General features: G+C 67.0%; 15 protein-coding genes. 10 read left to right on the top strand and 5 right to left on the bottom strand.

Going from position 1 to position 15980, the window contains the following annotated elements:
- Positions 1-62: 62 nt before the first annotated feature.
- Together G6N41_RS24660 and cofC are read right to left on the bottom strand one after the other, a co-directional pair.
- Positions 63-2279, bottom strand: coding sequence for an RNA degradosome polyphosphate kinase (locus G6N41_RS24660; protein ID WP_198968005.1), 2217 nt, complete (start codon positions 2277-2279; stop codon positions 63-65).
- Positions 2280-2357: 78 nt separating this feature from the next.
- Complete coding sequence (cofC, locus tag G6N41_RS24655; RefSeq protein WP_036455779.1) at positions 2358-3011, bottom strand: 2-phospho-L-lactate guanylyltransferase; 654 nt, start codon at positions 3009-3011, stop codon at positions 2358-2360.
- Between the two features lie 191 nt (positions 3012-3202).
- On the opposite strand from cofC, the gene G6N41_RS24650 reads away from it, so the two are divergent.
- Together G6N41_RS24650 and G6N41_RS24645 are read left to right on the top strand one after the other, a co-directional pair.
- Positions 3203-4210 carry an NAD(P)H-dependent glycerol-3-phosphate dehydrogenase gene (locus G6N41_RS24650; protein WP_198965943.1) on the top strand — a complete coding sequence of 336 codons (1008 nt, stop codon included), beginning with the start codon at positions 3203-3205 and terminating at the stop codon, positions 4208-4210.
- Between the two features lie 89 nt (positions 4211-4299).
- Entirely contained in the window at positions 4300-5421 is a 1122-nt protein-coding gene (locus tag G6N41_RS24645; protein ID WP_198965942.1) for a D-alanine--D-alanine ligase family protein, read from the top strand.
- Here the strand turns inward: G6N41_RS24645 and G6N41_RS24640 are convergent.
- Entirely contained in the window at positions 5418-6002 is a 585-nt protein-coding gene (locus G6N41_RS24640) for a DUF3515 domain-containing protein (protein WP_198965941.1), read from the bottom strand. The genes G6N41_RS24645 and G6N41_RS24640 overlap by 4 nt on opposite strands.
- Positions 6003-6209: 207 nt before the next feature.
- Between G6N41_RS24640 and G6N41_RS24635 the strand changes: the two genes are divergently transcribed.
- Genes G6N41_RS24635 through G6N41_RS24615 form a run of 5 tightly spaced genes read left to right on the top strand, consistent with a single transcriptional unit; the run spans position 6210 to position 9809 of the window.
- Positions 6210-7175, top strand: coding sequence for a thiamine-phosphate kinase (locus G6N41_RS24635; RefSeq protein WP_198965940.1), 966 nt, complete (start codon positions 6210-6212; stop codon positions 7173-7175).
- Positions 7176-7200: 25 nt separating this feature from the next.
- Positions 7201-7491 carry a DUF1330 domain-containing protein gene (locus G6N41_RS24630; protein WP_198965939.1) on the top strand — a complete coding sequence of 97 codons (291 nt, stop codon included), beginning with the start codon at positions 7201-7203 and terminating at the stop codon, positions 7489-7491.
- On the top strand, positions 7488-8171 hold the full coding sequence (locus tag G6N41_RS24625; protein WP_198965938.1) for a uracil-DNA glycosylase: 684 nt from the start codon (positions 7488-7490) through the stop codon (positions 8169-8171). The genes G6N41_RS24630 and G6N41_RS24625 overlap by 4 nt, the downstream gene beginning before the upstream one ends.
- A gap of 5 nt (positions 8172-8176) precedes the next feature.
- Positions 8177-9109, top strand: coding sequence for an NADP-dependent oxidoreductase (locus G6N41_RS24620; protein WP_198965937.1), 933 nt, complete (start codon positions 8177-8179; stop codon positions 9107-9109).
- Between the two features lie 49 nt (positions 9110-9158).
- Entirely contained in the window at positions 9159-9809 is a 651-nt protein-coding gene (locus tag G6N41_RS24615) for a nitroreductase (RefSeq protein ID WP_198965936.1), read from the top strand.
- Positions 9810-9964: 155 nt separating this feature from the next.
- On the opposite strand, the gene rpmB is transcribed toward G6N41_RS24615, so the two are convergent.
- Positions 9965-10159, bottom strand: coding sequence for a 50S ribosomal protein L28 (gene rpmB / locus G6N41_RS24610; RefSeq protein WP_011740047.1), 195 nt, complete (start codon positions 10157-10159; stop codon positions 9965-9967).
- Positions 10160-10441: 282 nt separating this feature from the next.
- Between rpmB and G6N41_RS24605 the strand changes: the two genes are divergently transcribed.
- Genes G6N41_RS24605 through G6N41_RS24595 form a run of 3 tightly spaced genes read left to right on the top strand, consistent with a single transcriptional unit; the run spans position 10442 to position 15088 of the window.
- On the top strand, positions 10442-12136 hold the full coding sequence (locus tag G6N41_RS24605) for a DAK2 domain-containing protein (protein WP_198965935.1): 1695 nt from the start codon (positions 10442-10444) through the stop codon (positions 12134-12136).
- Positions 12137-12138: 2 nt separating this feature from the next.
- Entirely contained in the window at positions 12139-14370 is a 2232-nt protein-coding gene (recG, locus tag G6N41_RS24600; RefSeq protein ID WP_198965934.1) for an ATP-dependent DNA helicase RecG, read from the top strand.
- Positions 14371-14374: 4 nt separating this feature from the next.
- Positions 14375-15088 carry an HNH endonuclease family protein gene (locus G6N41_RS24595; protein WP_198965933.1) on the top strand — a complete coding sequence of 238 codons (714 nt, stop codon included), beginning with the start codon at positions 14375-14377 and terminating at the stop codon, positions 15086-15088.
- Between the two features lie 4 nt (positions 15089-15092).
- On the opposite strand, the gene G6N41_RS24590 is transcribed toward G6N41_RS24595, so the two are convergent.
- Positions 15093-15941, bottom strand: coding sequence for an aldo/keto reductase (locus G6N41_RS24590; protein ID WP_198965932.1), 849 nt, complete (start codon positions 15939-15941; stop codon positions 15093-15095).
- Positions 15942-15980 lie beyond the last annotated feature (39 nt).

Genomic DNA, 15980 nt, shown 5'->3' with positions numbered 1-15980 from the left:
AATTTGGCCTGGGCCGCACGCGGTCGGTTAGGTGGCACAAAACTCGCCGGAGTTTCACAGTGTTAGGGGCTGCGGTGCCGCTCCATCAGTGATACCTGATGGTCCCGAACGGTACGGCCTTCCTGAGGCGACGCGGTCCATTGACCGTCGGGCCCCAGTTCCCAGCAGCGGGTGGCAGGGTCGAGTGCGGACTCGAATAAGTCGTCCAACTGCGCGGTCAGCCGCGGGTCCTTGACCTGAGCCATCACCTCCACCCGCCGATCGAGATTGCGGTGCATCATGTCGGCGCTGCCGATCCAGAATTCGTCAATCGCGCGGAAATGCAGGATTCGCGAATGCTCTAGAAATCGGCCGAGAATCGAGCGGGCGGTGATGTTTTCCGAGAACCCCTTGGCCCCGGGGCGCAGCGCGCAGATGCCACGAACCACGACCTCGATCCGGACCCCCGCTTGCGAAGCGCGGTAGAGCGCGTCGATGACCTGTTCGTCGACGAGGGCGTTCATCTTGAGCCGGATGTGGCCCTTTCCAGCCTGGGGGCCGTGTTCAAGGTGTGCGGCCACCTCGCGTTCGACGCGTTCAATGATGCCGGCACGAATCCCGTGCGGGGCCACCAACAGATTGCGGTAGGACAGCTTTCGCGAGTAGCCGGTCAACGAATTGAACAGGTCGGTGAGGTCTGCGCCAATGTCGGGCGCGGCGGTCAGCAGGCCGACATCCTCATACAGGCGCGCGGTCTTGCTGTTGTAGTTTCCCGTCCCGATGTGGCAGTACCGCCGGATCACCGGGCCCTCACGACGCACGACCAGTGCTGTCTTGCAGTGCGTTTTGAGCCCGACGATGCCGTAGGCCACGTGCACGCCCGCCTGCTCCAGCGCGCGGGCCCAGCGTATGTTGGCCTGCTCGTCGAAGCGGGCCTTGATCTCGACCAGCGCCACTACCTGTTTGCCCGCCTCGGCCGCGTCGATCAGGGCCCGAACAATCGGCGAATCCCCGGAGGTGCGATACAGCGTCTGTTTGATCGCCAGCACGTTGGGGTCTGCGGCGGCTTGCTCGATGAACCGCTGCACGCTGGTGGAAAACGAATAGTAGGGATGGTGCACCAAAACGTCACCCTCGCGCAGCGTCGCGAAGATGCTCTTGGGCGTTTCGCGCTCGGCGAAGGCGGGATGGGTGGCCGGAACGAAGGTCCGATCCTTGAGGGCTGGGCGGTCCAAACCGTAGATCTGCCACAGCGATGAGAGATCCAGCAGCCCCGGCACCTCGATGACATCCCCGGGATGCACGTCGAGCTCACGCAGCAGCAACTCCAGCATGCCTTCGGTCATGTCGTCGGCAACTTCTAGCCGCACCGGCGAACCGAACCGTCGGCGAGCCAATTCCCGCTCGAGCGCCTGCAGCAGGTCTTCGTCGCGATCCTCCTCGACTTCGAAGTCTGCGTTGCGCGTGATGCGAAACGCGTGATGCTCGACGATTTCCATCCCGGGGAAGAGCACCGGAAGAAAGGCCGCGATGAGTTCCTCCACGGGCAGGAACCGGTATACGGCCGCCCCTTCGGCTACGTCGGTATCTGTTCCGCCCAGTTCGACGAAGCGATCGACGTTGTCGGGCACCTTCACCCGGGCGAAGTGCTGGCCACCGTCTTCGGGTTGGCGCACCGTGACCGCCAGGTTCAGGCTCAACCCGCTGACAAATGGGAACGGGTGCGCGGGGTCGACGGCCAGCGGAGTCAGTACCGGAAATACCTGCTCGTGGAAATAGGTCGACAGTTGCTCGCGCTCAGCCTGATCCAGGTCAGCCCACGTGACAACGTAGATGCCTTCCTCGCCGAGCGCGGGCAACACCGAATCGCGAAACACCCGCGCATGGCGGCTTGCGATACGCTGCGTCTGCTCGCCGATGCGGCCCAGCTGCTCCCGTGGGGTGAGGCCGTCGGCGGACAGAGCCGACAACCCCATCTGGTGGCGGCGTTTGAGACCGGCCACCCGAACCATGTAGAACTCGTCGAGATTGGAAGCGAAGATGGCCAGGAACTTTGCCCGTTCGAGCAACGGCATCGAGTCGTCGGCGGCGAGCGCGAGCACCCGGGCGTTGAACTCCAGCCAGCTCAGTTCGCGGTTGAGGTAGCGGTCCTCGGGCAGCTGATCGGTGGTCGCGGCCGGCGTCGCGGCCGGCGGTGCCGCCGGGGTCCCGTCGCCTGGCTCCCGTGCGTTCGTGTCTGGCCGTGCCTCTGTGACTGGGCCGGTTTCGATTTCGGTCACCCAGCGATCATTGCCTATCACCGGGTGACGTTGCCAGCGCTGAACCGACATCCGTTTGCTGTTTTTGTTCCGTTCATCCCCGCACAGCCGCCATGCGGGCTAGCGATGGTGGGCGACGACTCGTGCAGTCGCCGGTCCGACCCCGAGGCGGCGGGCGGCCGCCAAGTCCGCCGGAGTGTCGACGTCGCAACGCAGGCCGGGCCACGCGCCGGTCAGCTCGACGGCCCCGGAACGGCGATGTCGGGCGCTGGAATCCGGCCCGAACTGGGGATCGAGTGCGCTTCCGAAGGCGCACAGGGCCGCGGTGCCGGTGCCGAGCCGATCGGCGACGAAGCTGCGCTGGTGAACGCGTGCGGCGCAGATCGCATCGGCGAGCTCCTGGGTCTGCATCGCAGGCAGATCGCCTTGCAGCACAACAATATTTGGCACGGAACCGGATACCACCTGTTCGGCGGTGAGGATGGCGTTGTTCAGCGGGTCGGGATCACCTTGGCGAGTCGGGTCGGCCAACACCTCGGCGCCGAGCTCGGTTGCCGCGGCCGCGGCGGATTCGTCCGGTGTGATGACGGTGATCGAGCGCAGGTCGGCTACCCGCGCCGCGGCGGTCAAAGTGTCCATCAGCATGGCCAGCACCACACTTTCCCGGGCCGCCGCGGAGAACACCGGGGCCAATCTCGTCTTGGCCGCACCCAATCGCTTGACGGCGATGATCAGGCCGACATCACCCGTACCGTCGGCCCGTATGCCGCTCATGAAGGCCATCCTGCCAGCGCTGGTTTCGGTGCTACCCAGCTGCCACCCCGCCGCCACCCGCTTTCACTGGGCTGGCGCCTGCCGCAGTGACCCCCGCCGCAACAGCGTGACGGCGGCCCCTGCCGGGGTCTACTGTGTAGCGGCTACCGGTGCCGTCGCACACGACAAATGGGACAAATAGGGGTGTGGGGATGGCCAGCACGGGAACCGTCACGGTGATGGGAGCCGGTGCCTGGGGCACCGCCCTGGCCAAGGTGTTGGCCGATGCCGGGGGCGAGGTCAAGCTGTGGGCCCGGCGCGCCGACGTTGCCAACCAGATCAACGACAGCCGATACAACCCCGACTACCTGCCCGGTACGTTGCTGCCGCCGGGGATCCGGGCCACCGCCAACGCGGCAGAGGCGCTCGCCGGCGCGGATACGGTGCTGCTGGGTGTACCCGCGCAGACGATGCGGACCAATCTCGAGCACTGGACAACCCTGATTCCACGTGGCGCGACCCTGGTGAGTCTGGCCAAGGGCATCGAGCTGGGCACCCTGATGCGGATGAGTCAGGTGATCGTCTCGGCCACCGGAGCAGACCCGGCCCAGGTCGCGGTGATCTCGGGCCCCAACCTGGCTAGCGAGATCGCCGAGTGCCAGCCCGCTGCCACCGTCGTGGCCTGCAGCGACTCCGGCCGGGCCGTCGCGTTACAACGTGCGCTCAATAGCGGCTACTTCCGTCCCTATACCAACACCGATGTCGTCGGCACCGAGATCGGGGGAGCGTGCAAAAACGTCATCGCGCTGGCGTGCGGTATGGCCGCGGGCGTTGGCCTGGGGGAAAACACCGTGGCAACCATCATCACCCGCGGATTGGCGGAGATCATCCGGCTCGGTATCGCCCTGGGCGCCAAGGGGGCGACGCTGGCCGGGCTGGCCGGGGTAGGTGACTTGGTAGCGACCTGCACGTCGTCGCGCTCCCGCAACCGGTCGTTGGGCGAGTGCCTAGGCCGCGGCGAGATCCTGCAATCGTCACTGCACAGCAAGGAAGGCCACGTCGTGGAAGGGGTGACGTCGTGCGAATCGGTGCTCGCGCTTGCGTCCAGCTACGACGTCGAAATGCCGCTCACCGACGCCGTACACCGGGTCTGCTACAAGGGCCTGTCGGTAGACGACGCGATCGCGCTGTTGCTGGGGCGTAGTACCAAACCCGAATAGGTCAGAACCGTTCTGTCGGCGCCGCCCGATTGCCCTGGTAAGCGGGTAGTCCGGCCTGGTCGCTCAGCACCCGGTAGCCTCTCCAGGTTGTGAGTGGCAGCAGCCGGCGTGGCGAACGTCTCCGGGTTGCCGTCGTGTTCGGCGGACGCAGCAACGAGCATGCGATCTCATGCGTGTCTGCGGGCAGCATTCTGCGCAATCTTGACCCGCGACGCTTCGAGGTGATCGCGATCGGGATCACCCCGCAAGGCTCGTGGGTGCTCACCGACGGCAACCCGGATGCGCTGGCAATCACCGACCGGCGGCTACCCGAGGTGAGCTCGCAGTCCGGCATCGAGCTGGCTTTGCCGGCAGATCCGCGCTGGGGCGGCCAATTGGTCTCGTTGCCGCCCGGTGCCGGAGAGGTGCTGGCCTCGGTCGACGTGGTGTTTCCCGTGCTGCATGGACCGTACGGCGAGGACGGAACGATCCAGGGACTACTCGAACTCGCCGGCGTTCCCTATGTCGGCGCCGGGGTGCTGGCCAGCGCGGCCGGTATGGACAAAGAGTTCACCAAGAAACTGTGGAGTGCGGCGGGGCTACCGATCGGCCCGCATGCCGTGCTGCGCCCATCGCGACAATCGCTGGACCGCGAGGAACTGCAGCGGCTGGGGTTGCCGGCTTACGTCAAACCCGCGCGCGGCGGCTCCTCGATCGGTGTCAGCCGGGTCTCGAGCTTCGATGAGCTGCCCGCCGCGATCGCCGCCGCCCGGCGACACGATCCGAAGGTGATCGTCGAGGCCGCGATCAACGGTCGCGAGCTGGAGTGCGGCGTGCTCGAGTTCCCCGACGGCAGATTGGAAGCCAGCACCCTGGGAGAGATCCGGGTGGCCGGGGTGCGTGGACGCGAAGACGGTTTCTATGATTTTGAGACCAAATACCTCGACGACGCTGCCGAATTGGACGTGCCGGCCAAGGTCGAAGACGACGTCGCTGACGCGGTGCGCCAGTTGGCGATTCGCGCTTTCGAGGCCATCGACTGCCAAGGCCTGGCCCGAGTCGACTTCTTCCTCACCGACGACGGCCCGGTGATCAATGAGATCAACACGATGCCGGGGTTCACCACGATCTCGATGTACCCGCGGATGTGGGCGGCCAGCGGGGTCGACTATCCCACCTTGCTGGCCACCATGGTGGAGACCGCGTTGGCGCGGGGCATCGGCCTGCGCTAACCCGCCGGGGCCGGGTCGATCGGCACCGGCGCAATGGCGCGGTCGACGATCTCGGACAACTCCTGGATGGGGGTGGGCCCCGACCCCGCGGGCAAGGTCAGCGCCACGTAGACCGGACGGTCCACGGTGTACCAGGTGGATCTGCTCCCCGCCGTCGCGGTGCCGGCGGCCTCGGTTTGGTCGCTGACCCGAAACCACTGCACCCGGTCGACGACCTGAATCGGCGACCCCACCACGAAGTCGGCCGGGCGGTCCAGCCCGCAGCGCAATATCACCGGCTCATCGGCGGCCGCGGAGCTCCAGGCGCCGGTGCCTTGCGGTGCGGGTTGCACCATGGGCGCGCGCTGATAGTCGCCGAGACGCTGCGGCAACGCGGTCAGCAGCGCGTGGCACGCAGGACTGGCCGCCTGCGGGGCCGGAACCGAGGGGACGGCGATCGGTTGTCGCGGTACCTCGCGGTTGGCCGCGATCACCAGAATTGTCCCGAGGGCGGCCACGGCCAGCAGTGCGGCGGCGATGATCAGGACTCGTGGCGGACCATCGGGATCGGGTTGGGGGTTGGCCGGGGTGTCGCCTGTCACCGCGTCGGATACCTCCGGTTCAACTCGACTCTCCTGTCCAACCCGGTCCGCCCCGCAACCGCAACCGGCCCGCGCGGGTGTTTCGGGTCGTCAGGGCTCATACACTAACGCGGTCCGCCCGGGCGGGCAGGAACCCCAAAATTACCGCAGACCGCTCTCGGTTCGCGGGTATGCAAGTCCGGGCCGGTAAACCACGAAGGAGGTGGCGTGGGTCAGGACACGTCGGGACAGACACCGACCCTGCGCGAGCTCGGGGAGTTCGCCGTGATCGACCGTTTGGTGCAGGGGCGCAACCAGCCCGCTGTCGTTGAGCTGGGGCCAGGCGATGATGCTGCGGTGGTGGCTGCCCCCGACGGCCGTACGGTGATTTCCACCGACATGCTGGTCCAAGATCGCCACTTCCGGCTGGACTGGTCGAGTCCCCACGACGTCGGTCGAAAAGCGATCGCCCAGAACGCCGCCGACATTGCCGCGATGGGCGCCAGGCCTACCGCGTTCGTGGTGAGCTTGGGCGCACCCGCCCACACGCCGGTGGCCGAGGTGACTGCGTTGCTCGACGGCATGTGGGAGGAGGCCGGACGGATCGGCGCCGGAATCGTCGGCGGCGATATGGTCCAGTGTCCGCAATGGGTGGTGTCGGTCAGCGTTCTGGGTGACCTCGAAGGTCGTCCGCCGGTCACCCGTGGCGGCGCCGAGCCGGGCTCGTCGGTCGCGGTCGCTGGCGAACTGGGCCGTTCGGCGGCCGGATATGAGCTGTGGCACAACGATATTGCCGGGTTTGACGAACTTCGCCGCCGCCATCTGGTACCTGACCCGCCCTACGGCCAGGGTGTGGCGGCGGCGGTGGCCGGGGCTCAAGCGATGATTGACGTCTCCGACGGCTTGGTCGCCGACCTGCGCCATATCGCCGATGCCGCTGCGGTCGGCATCGACATCGCCACGGCGGCGTTGGCCCAAGACCATCGTGCGGTGATCGCAGCCGCGGATGCGGTGGGCGCCGATCCGTGGGGGTGGGTGCTCGGTGGGGGTGAGGACCACGCGCTGGTGGCGTGTTTTCCCGGTGCGGTGCCCGATGGCTGGCGGGGAATCGGGCGGGTGTTGGACGGGCCGGCCTGGGTGCTGGTCGACGGCCAGCAGTGGAGCGGTCACGCCGGCTGGCAGTCATTTGACTAGCGCGGCAATTGAGTAGGGTGACGCGGTGACCGTCTACGCGATCGCCCAATTGAGATTCACCGACCGGCCCGCCTATGACCGGTACCAGGCAGCGTTTATGGAGGTCTTCGATCGCTACGCGGGAACGCTGCTCGCTGCCGACGAGTCACCGACGGTGGTGGAGGGGCAGTGGGACCGCGAGAAGGTGGTGCTGATGTCGTTCCCTGACGAAGCGGCATTTCGCGACTGGGCGCAGTCGCCGGATTACCAGGACATCGCCAAGGATCGCCGGGAGGGCGCCGATACGGTCGTGTTGCTGGCTCTGGGGTTGCAGTGACCGCGCGGGCGCTCGATGAACTGGTCGAGTCGGGGTGGGCGAAAGCTCTCGAGCCGGTCGCCGACCAGGTAACTGCGATGGGGCAGTTCTTGCGGGCCGAACTCGCGGCGGGCCGTAAGTACCTGCCCGCGGGGCCGAACGTCTTGCGCGCGTTTACTTTTCCCTTCGACCAGGTGCGAATTCTGATCGTTGGCCAAGATCCCTACCCGACACCCGGACACGCGGTGGGACTGAGCTTTTCGGTAGCCCCCGATGTCCGCCCGCTCCCACGCAGCCTGTCCAACATTTTCCAGGAGTATGCGGACGATCTGGGCTATCCGATGCCCGCCTGCGGCGACTTGACGCCGTGGGCGCAGCGCGGTGTCATGCTGTTGAACAGGGTGCTCACGGTTCGGCCCAGCAACCCGGCGTCACATCGGGGCAAGGGCTGGGAAGCGGTGACCGAGTGCGCCATCCGGGCTTTGGCCGCGCGGTCGCAGCCGATGGTTGCCATTCTCTGGGGGCGCGATGCGTCGACCCTGAAGCCGATGTTGGCCGACGGCGATTGTGCTTCGATCGAATCTCCACACCCATCGCCGCTATCGGCGTCTCGTGGTTTCTTCGGTTCACGGCCGTTCAGCCGGGCCAACGAATTGCTTACCGGCAGGGGAGCCGACCCGATTGACTGGCGCTTGCCCTGAGCGCCATGAGGGCGTTGCGTGCGCACCGGCGCGGCGGCCCGGAAACGCTGGCCGTCGAGCGCGCACCGGTGCCGGTGCCGGCGGCGGGCGAGGTCGTGGTAGCCGTGCGCGCTGCCGGTATCACGTTCGGCGAGTTGACCTGGGACCAGACCTGGACCCGCGATGGTGTCAGCCGGACACCGGTGATCCCGTCACACGAAGTCTCCGGAGTGATCCATGAAATCGGATCGGGTACCGAAGATTTCCATTGTGGTGATGAGGTCTACGGGCTGATCGGTTTCGATCGAGACGGTGCGGCAGCCGATTTCGTCGCGGTGCCCGCCGCGCACCTGGCCGTTAAGCCTGCGACGATCAGCCATACCGTGGCGGCGGCGCTGCCACTGGCCGGGTTGACCGCGCTGCAGGCACTTGTCGATCACGCGGCGGTACGGCCCGGCGAAGCGGTATTGGTGCACGGAGGGGCCGGGGGAGTTGGGGCCCTGGTGGTCCAACTGGCGGCCATCCTCGGCGCCAACGTCACCGCTACCGTTCGCAGCGATGCCGGCGAGCTGGTCGGCCGCCTGGGTGCCCAGCGGGTAATCGACACCCGCACCGAAGCATTCGAGCGGACCGCCACCGATTTCGACGTCGTCATCGACACGGTGGGCGGGGACACATTGGACAGATCCTTCGCGGTGTTGCGCCCAGGCGGACGGCTGGTCACCCTCTCGCCGCCGCCGCCCGCCGGCAAGGCCGACGAACATGGCGTTACCGCAATGTTTTTTATCGTGACGCCCAACCGCGATCAGCTCAACAGGCTCGGCGAGCTGGTCGGCAGTGGGCGGCTGCATGTCGAGATTGCGCAGAGTTTTCCGCTGGCCAAGGGGCGCGAGGCGTTCGAAAGCGGACGGGGTGCCGCTCGGCGAGCGGGCAAGACCGTCATCACGGTGGGACAGTGACAGCGGCCGGCTCGCCGCGGATTGCGCTACGGCCTGAGACCATCGAGGCATGTACGACTTGGATGAGACCATCCGTCTGCGGCGTTCGACGCGCATGTTCCTGCCCCGCCCGGTGCCGCGGTGGTTGGTGCAGGAAGCGCTCGAACTTGCGATGTGTGCCCCCTCGAACTCCAATGTGCAGCCCTGGCATGTCGTGTTTACCAGCGGTGCGGCATGCGACCGATTGGTTGCGGCGATGCTGGAAAGGGCGCGCTCCGAGCCGCCCAATGTTGCGCGATTGCCGCCGGCATTCACCCACCTACGCAGCGCACTGGGAGCACAGGTCTACGGGGCGATGGGCATTGCTCGCGATGACACGCAGGCCCGACAGACCGCTGTGCTGCGCAACTGGGAGTTCTTCCGGGCCCCGCTGGGCGGCATCGTATCGATGCACCAGGAGCTGGGGCTGGTCGACAGCATGGGTGTCGGCATGTTCCTGCAGAACCTGATGCTGGCGCTGACCGCGCGCGGTCTGGGCACCTGCGTACAGGTCTCCATCGCCGGCTATCCCGAGATCGTCCGCAAGCAGGTGCGCATACCTTCACACCTGACCATCCTGTGTGGCCTGGAGATCGGCTATCCCGACCCGGACTTTGCCGGCAATCAGCTGCGCGTTGGTCGCGACTATGTTGCTGAACACGTCGTTTTTCTCGACGATTGACTGGCCAGCGGGCGCGAGAAGAGCTTGCGGTGACCGGAGTTGGGCGGGCCCGTACACGCCAAATCGCCCGGCTCTATCGAGCCGGGCGAACAGGCGCGAGCAACCACGAACTCGGTGGCGCCGCCACTGGCTGGGCCGAACCCGCCGGTGGCTGTTCAGCCGCGGCTGACCTTACCGGCCTTGATGCACGAGGTGCAGACGTTGAGGCGCTTCTTGTTGCCGCCAGGGCGGGTCACGGCGCGCACGGTCTGGACGTTGGGGTCCCACCGGCGACTGGTGCGGCGGTGGGAGTGCGACACCGACTTGCCGAAGCCGGGGCCTTTCCCGCAGATATCGCACACAGCGGCCATTGTTGCACTCCTCAAGTCTGTTGGGTTCCGGCGACCCGGCCGGGACAGCCTAGATCTACCCAGGCCGTCCTAGGATACCGACGTCCCCGGCAAGCACCAAAACGAGCCACCGCTAAGGGTGGCGTCAGGGCCGGTCTCGTCGGACCGCCTGGCTAGGCTCGATGGGCCGGGTCCCCGGTGGCCCGGGGTGTTCCCTCGCGCATGAACCGACGCAAACTATCCGCAACGTCACCGGAGCTACGCTGGCGCCCACCGGGGCTAGGCAGAGGAGGTGGGGGCAGGTTGGGCACGACTGAACGCCCGCTGGATGCCTTGGCCCTGCGAGACTGGGCGCACACCGGCGTCAGCGACCTGATCACCCACCTTGACGAGATCAACCGGCTGAACGTGTTTCCGGTCGCCGATTCCGATACCGGCGCGAACATGCTGTTCACCATGCGATCCGCGCTTGCTCAGGTCGATCCGACGGGTGGTGCGGGGCGCGAACACCCCGAAGACCCCGAGCACAGGGATGTCGCCCAGGTCGCGGCCGCGTTGGCGGCCGGCGCCCTCAACGGCGCACGCGGCAATTCCGGGGTGATCCTGTCACAGATCCTGCGCGGTGTTTCCGATGTGACCGATAGCGCCGCGGCCGGTCAACCGTTGGCCGCAATCGAGGCGGCACTGCTGGCCGCGGCCCTGTGGCGCGGCGTCGAGCTGGTCATCACGTCGATGGGCGGTGAGGAAGTGCCGGGCACCATCGTCTCGGTCCTGCGCGCCGCCGCGGTCGCGGTCCGGCAGTGTGCTGACGCCGGCGAAGGGTTGGCCGCCGCCGTCGTCGCGGCGGGGGACGCGGCGGTGGTTGCGCTGGAGAAGACCCCCGAGCAGCTCGACGTGCTGGCCGACGCGGGTGTTGTCGATGCCGGCGGACGAGGATTGTTGGTCCTGCTGGACGCGCTGCGCTCGACCATCACCGGTCAGACTCCCGCGCGATCGGTCTACGAGCCGGCCCCGCGCTCGCCGGCGCTTGGGGCGGGGGTGCCGGCACCCGTACCGCAGTTCGAGGTGATGTACCTGCTGGCCGGTTGCGATGCCGCGGCGGCCGACACGCTGCGCGATCGGCTCTCGGAGCTGGGGGATTCGGTGGCAATTGCCGCCGCACCATCGGAGAGCTATTCGGTGCATGTGCACACCGACGACGCGGGCGCGGCCGTCGAGGCCGGGCTGGCGGCGGGGCGGCTGAGCAAGATCGTGATCTCGGCGCTCAGTTCCGGGACCACTGCACTGGCGGCCGGCGGTTGGACCCGCCAGCGCGCCGTGCTGGCCATTGTCGACGGCGACGGTGCCGCCGAACTGTTTGCCGCCGAAGGTGCGTGTGTGTTGCGTCCCGGCGCGGGGGCCGCGGCGCCCGCGTCCGACCTGAGCGCACACCAGTTGGTGCGCGCGGTGGTCGACACCGGTGCCGCGCAAGTCGTGGTGTTGCCCAACGGCTACGTCGCCGTCGAGGAACTGGTGGCCGGCTGTACGGCGGCCATCGGCTGGGGCGTTGACGTGGTCCCGGTGCCGACGGGGTCGATGGTGCAGGGCCTGGCCGCGCTGGCCGTGCACGACCCGGCCAGTCAGGCGGTCGACGACGGCTACACCATGGCCCGGGCCGCTGGGGCCGCCCGGCACGGATCGGTACGTATCGCCACCGAGACGGCACTGACCTGGGCTGGAACCTGCAAACCGGGCGATGGTCTGGGTATCGCCGGCGATGAGGTGCTGATCGTCGCCGATGACGTCGCCGCGGCGGCGATCGGGTTGGTCGATCTGTTGTTGGCGCCGGGAGGAGACTTGGTGACGGTGCTGATAGGCGCCGGTATCGATGATGATGAACGGATTGCCAGGCTGGTTGAGAGCCTGGAAAAACACATGCACGACCATCACCCGGGGACCGAGCTGGTGATCTACCGCACCGGTCATCGCGGTGACGCGCTGCTGATCGGGGTGGAGTAGCCATGGTGGCATTGAGCGATCGGCTCGACTTCGTTCTGGGTGCCAAGGCGGCCGAGGCTCTCGACGAGGAGTTCGGCATCCGGACTGTCGACGACCTCTTGCGGCACTACCCGCGCAGCTATGTCGAAGGCGGGGCACGCCGCGGCACCGACGATGAGCAGCCCGAAGTGGGGGAGCACATCACCATCGTCGATGTCATCACCGAAACCAAGTCGTTTCCCATGAAGAAGACCCCGAGGCGGTTGTGTCTGCGGATCACCCTCGGGTCGGGGCGCAACAAGGTGACCGCCACCTTCTTCAACGCCGACTACATCAAAAAGCGCCTCACCAAGAACACCCGGGTGATGCTGTCCGGCGAAGTCGGGTACTTCAAGGGCGTCATGCAGCTCACGCACCCGGCGTTTCTGATCCTGGATTCGCCGGACGGCCAGCATCACGGCACCAAATCATTGAAGAGCATCGCCGACGCCTCCCAGGCCATCAGCGGCGAACTGGCGATGGAGGAGTTCGAGCGGCGCTTTTTCCCGATCTATCCGGCCAGCACCAAGGTGCAGAGCTGGGACATCTTCAAGTGTGTGCGCCAGGTGCTCGAAGTGCTCGACCCGGTGGACGAGCCCCTGCCAGCGGCGTTACGCGCCGAGCACGGCCTGATTTCCGAGGACGACGCCTTGCGCGCGATCCACCTCGCCGAGGATGAGTCCGAACGCGAACAAGCGCGCCGGCGGCTGACCTTCGACGAAGCCGTCGGGTTGCAGTGGGCGTTGGTGGCCCGCCGGCACGGTGAGCTATCCGAGTCGGGGCCGCCGGCCCCGGCCCAATCCGACGGCCTGGCCGCCGAGCTGTTGGCACGGTTGCCTTTCGAGCTCACCGCGGGGCAGCGCGAAGTGCTCGACGAGTTGTCCGACGGGCTGGCGGCGACCCGTCCGATGAACCGCTTGCTTCAAGGCGAGGTGGGCTCGGGCAAGACGATCGTGGCGGTGCTGGCGATGCTGCAGATGGTCGATGCGGGCTACCAGTGTGCGCTGCTGGCTCCTACGGAAGTGCTTGCCGCACAGCATCTTTTGTCTATCAACGATGTTCTGGGTCCGCTGGCGATGGGGGGCCAGTTGGGCGGCGCCGACAACGCCACCCGGGTGGCGCTGCTGACCGGCTCGATGACAGCGGGGCAAAAAAAGCAGGTTCGGGCCGAAATCGCCAGCGGTCAGGTCGGCATCGTCATCGGTACCCATGCGCTGCTGCAGGACGCGGTGGAATTCCACAATCTCGGCATGGTGGTGGTCGATGAACAACACCGCTTCGGCGTCGAGCAGCGAGACCAACTGCGGGCCAAGGCTCCCGCCGGCATCACACCGCATCTGCTGGTGATGACGGCCACGCCGATACCGCGCACCGTAGCGCTCACCGTCTACGGCGACCTGGAGACCTCCACCCTGCGTGAGCTTCCGCGCGGGCGTCAGCCGATCACCACCAACGTCATCTTTGTGAAAGACAAACCCGCCTGGCTCGATCGGGCCTGGCAGCGCATCGTCGAAGAGGTTGCCGCGGGTCGCCAGGCCTACGTGGTGGCCCCGCGCATCGACGAGAGCGACGAGAGCGACAAAGCCGAAAACGGCGCCCGCCCGTCGGCGACCGCCGTGGGGCTCTATTCCCGGTTGCAGGCCGCCGAACTGGCGGGGCTGCGATTGGCGTTGATGCACGGACGCCTGTCGGCCGACGAGAAGGAAGCCGCGATGGCGGCCTTCCGCGCCGGCAACGTTGATGTGCTGGTGTGCACCACGGTCATCGAGGTGGGTGTCGATGTCCCCAACGCCACGGTGATGCTGGTGATGGACGCCGACCGCTTCGGCATCAGCCAGCTGCACCAGCTGCGCGGCCGCATCGGGCGTGGCGAACATCCCAGCCTTTGTCTGCTGGCCAGCTGGGTTTCGCCGGGCTCGCCGGCGGGGCGACGGCTGCGCGCGGTCGCTGAGACCATGGACGGCTTTGATCTTGCCGAGCTGGACCTCAAGGAGCGCCGGGAAGGAGACGTGCTGGGCCGCAACCAGTCCGGCAAGGCGATCACCCTACGCTTGCTGTCGCTGGCCGAGCATCGGGTATTCATCGAGGCCGCCCGGGACTTCTGCAACCAGGCTTATCAGCAGAGCACTGGCGGCGGTGGCCCACATCCCGGGTTGGCTCTGATGGCGGCGCGCTTCACCAACACCGATCGTATCGACTACCTGGACAAGTCATAACGTCGTGAACCGAAAGATGCTGCTGTGGCTGTCGGTGGCCGCGCTGCTTGCGGTGCTGGTCGCCTATCAGAGCGTGCGGGCGTCGACGGCCAGGCACGCAGAGGAGTTCGCCGCGCGGGCCGACGTTCCGACGGTCCAACCCGGGACCGACGTGCTCGCCGGGATCGGCGTGCTGCCGCGGCGAATGCACCGCTACGACTACCGCAGGGCCGCATTCGGCGCGGCCTGGGACGACAACAACGACGCCCCCGGCGGCCACAACGGGTGTGACACTCGTGACGACATCCTCGACCGCGATCTCGTCGACAAGACCTATGTGGTGACCAAGCGGTGTCCGAATGCGGTGGCCACCGGCACGCTGCACGACCCGTATACCAACACCATCGTCGTCTCCCAGCGTGGCGCCAGAGTGGGGCAATCGGTGCAGATCGATCACATCGTCCCGCTGTCGTATGGGTGGGACATGGGCGCATCGGACTGGCCGGCGGCGCGGCGGCTGCGGTTCGCCAACGATCCGGCCAACTTGCTGGCCGTGCAGGGGCACGCCAATCAGGACAAAGGTGACTCCCCGCCGGCCGGGTGGATGCCGCCCAACGCCGCGTTTGCGTGCCAATACGCCATGCAATTCATCGCCGTGCTGCGCGGATATGCGCTGCCGGTCGACCGGGCGTCGAGCGACGTCCTGCGCCAGGCCGCGGCGACCTGCCCGACCGGGTAGCCGGTTACACCCCGGCGAAGATCATCGGGTCCTCACGCAGGCGGGTCCCGTCGTTGAGGCCGTTGATGGCGTCCATGTGCTGGGAGGCCAGCTCGAACTCGAACACGTCCAGGTTAGTGGCGATGTGCTCGGCATTGGAGGAACCGAAGATGACGGCATTGCCCAGTTGCAGGTTCCAGCGCAGCAGCACCTGGGTGGGCGTCTTGCCGTACTCGCCCGCGATCGAGGTCACGGTCGGGTTGTCGGCCAGCCGGCCGAGCGCCAGCGGGGTGTAGGACTGCGTCACCACGTTGTGCTGGGCATTTGCCTTGCGCAGCTCGTCCTGGTTGAGCAGCGGGTGCAACTCGACTTGGTTGACCGCGGGGGTGACGAAGGTCAGGTCGATGACGTTGGAGACGTGTTCCTCGGTGAAGTTGGACACCCCGATGGAGCGGGTGAAGCCTTCACCGCGGGCCTGGATGAGGCCGCCGAACGCGTCCACGTACTTGCCCACCGCCGGGGCCGGCCAGTGAATCAGGTACAGGTCGACGTAGTCCAAGCCCAGCCGGTCCAGGCTGGCCTTGCAGGCCTCGCGGGACGCGGTGAAGCCGTGGTCAGCGGTGGCGACTTTGGTGGTGACGAACAACTCCGCCCGGGGAATGCCGGATGCGGCGATGGCCCGCCCGACTGCCGCCTCGTTGCCGTATGCGGCGGCGGTGTCGATGAGCCGGCAGCCGATTTCCAATGCCGCGGACACCGCGCGCTCGGTCTCGTCATCCGACAACCCAGCGACGCCCATGCCGAGGACCGGCATGGTGTTCTCGTCATTGAGCGCTATCGATGGGGCAGAGGGGCTGGGGGCGCCCGGCATCATCTCACCTACCTGTGAAAATTGAACGTTCGCGGATTTTGA

It is taken from the genome of Mycobacterium shottsii (assembly GCF_010728525.1).
GTDB lineage: Bacteria > Actinomycetota > Actinomycetes > Mycobacteriales > Mycobacteriaceae > Mycobacterium > Mycobacterium marinum.
The sequence above is the reverse complement of the archived record's forward strand: the minus strand, read 5'-3'. Positions and strand labels throughout refer to the sequence as shown.

Excerpts from the sequence above, each read along its gene's own strand:
- recG (WP_198965934.1), top strand. The coding sequence starts at position 12,139 with ATGGTGGCATTGAGCGATCGGCTCGACTTCGTTCTGGGTGCCAAGGCG.
- cofC (WP_036455779.1), bottom strand. The coding sequence starts at position 3,011 with ATGAGCGGCATACGGGCCGACGGTACGGGTGATGTCGGCCTGATCATC.
- G6N41_RS24615 (WP_198965936.1), top strand. The coding sequence starts at position 9,159 with ATGTACGACTTGGATGAGACCATCCGTCTGCGGCGTTCGACGCGCATG.
- G6N41_RS24650 (WP_198965943.1), top strand. The coding sequence starts at position 3,203 with ATGGCCAGCACGGGAACCGTCACGGTGATGGGAGCCGGTGCCTGGGGC.
- G6N41_RS24620 (WP_198965937.1), top strand. The coding sequence starts at position 8,177 with ATGAGGGCGTTGCGTGCGCACCGGCGCGGCGGCCCGGAAACGCTGGCC.
- G6N41_RS24590 (WP_198965932.1), bottom strand. The coding sequence starts at position 15,941 with ATGATGCCGGGCGCCCCCAGCCCCTCTGCCCCATCGATAGCGCTCAAT.
- rpmB (WP_011740047.1), bottom strand. The coding sequence starts at position 10,159 with ATGGCCGCTGTGTGCGATATCTGCGGGAAAGGCCCCGGCTTCGGCAAG.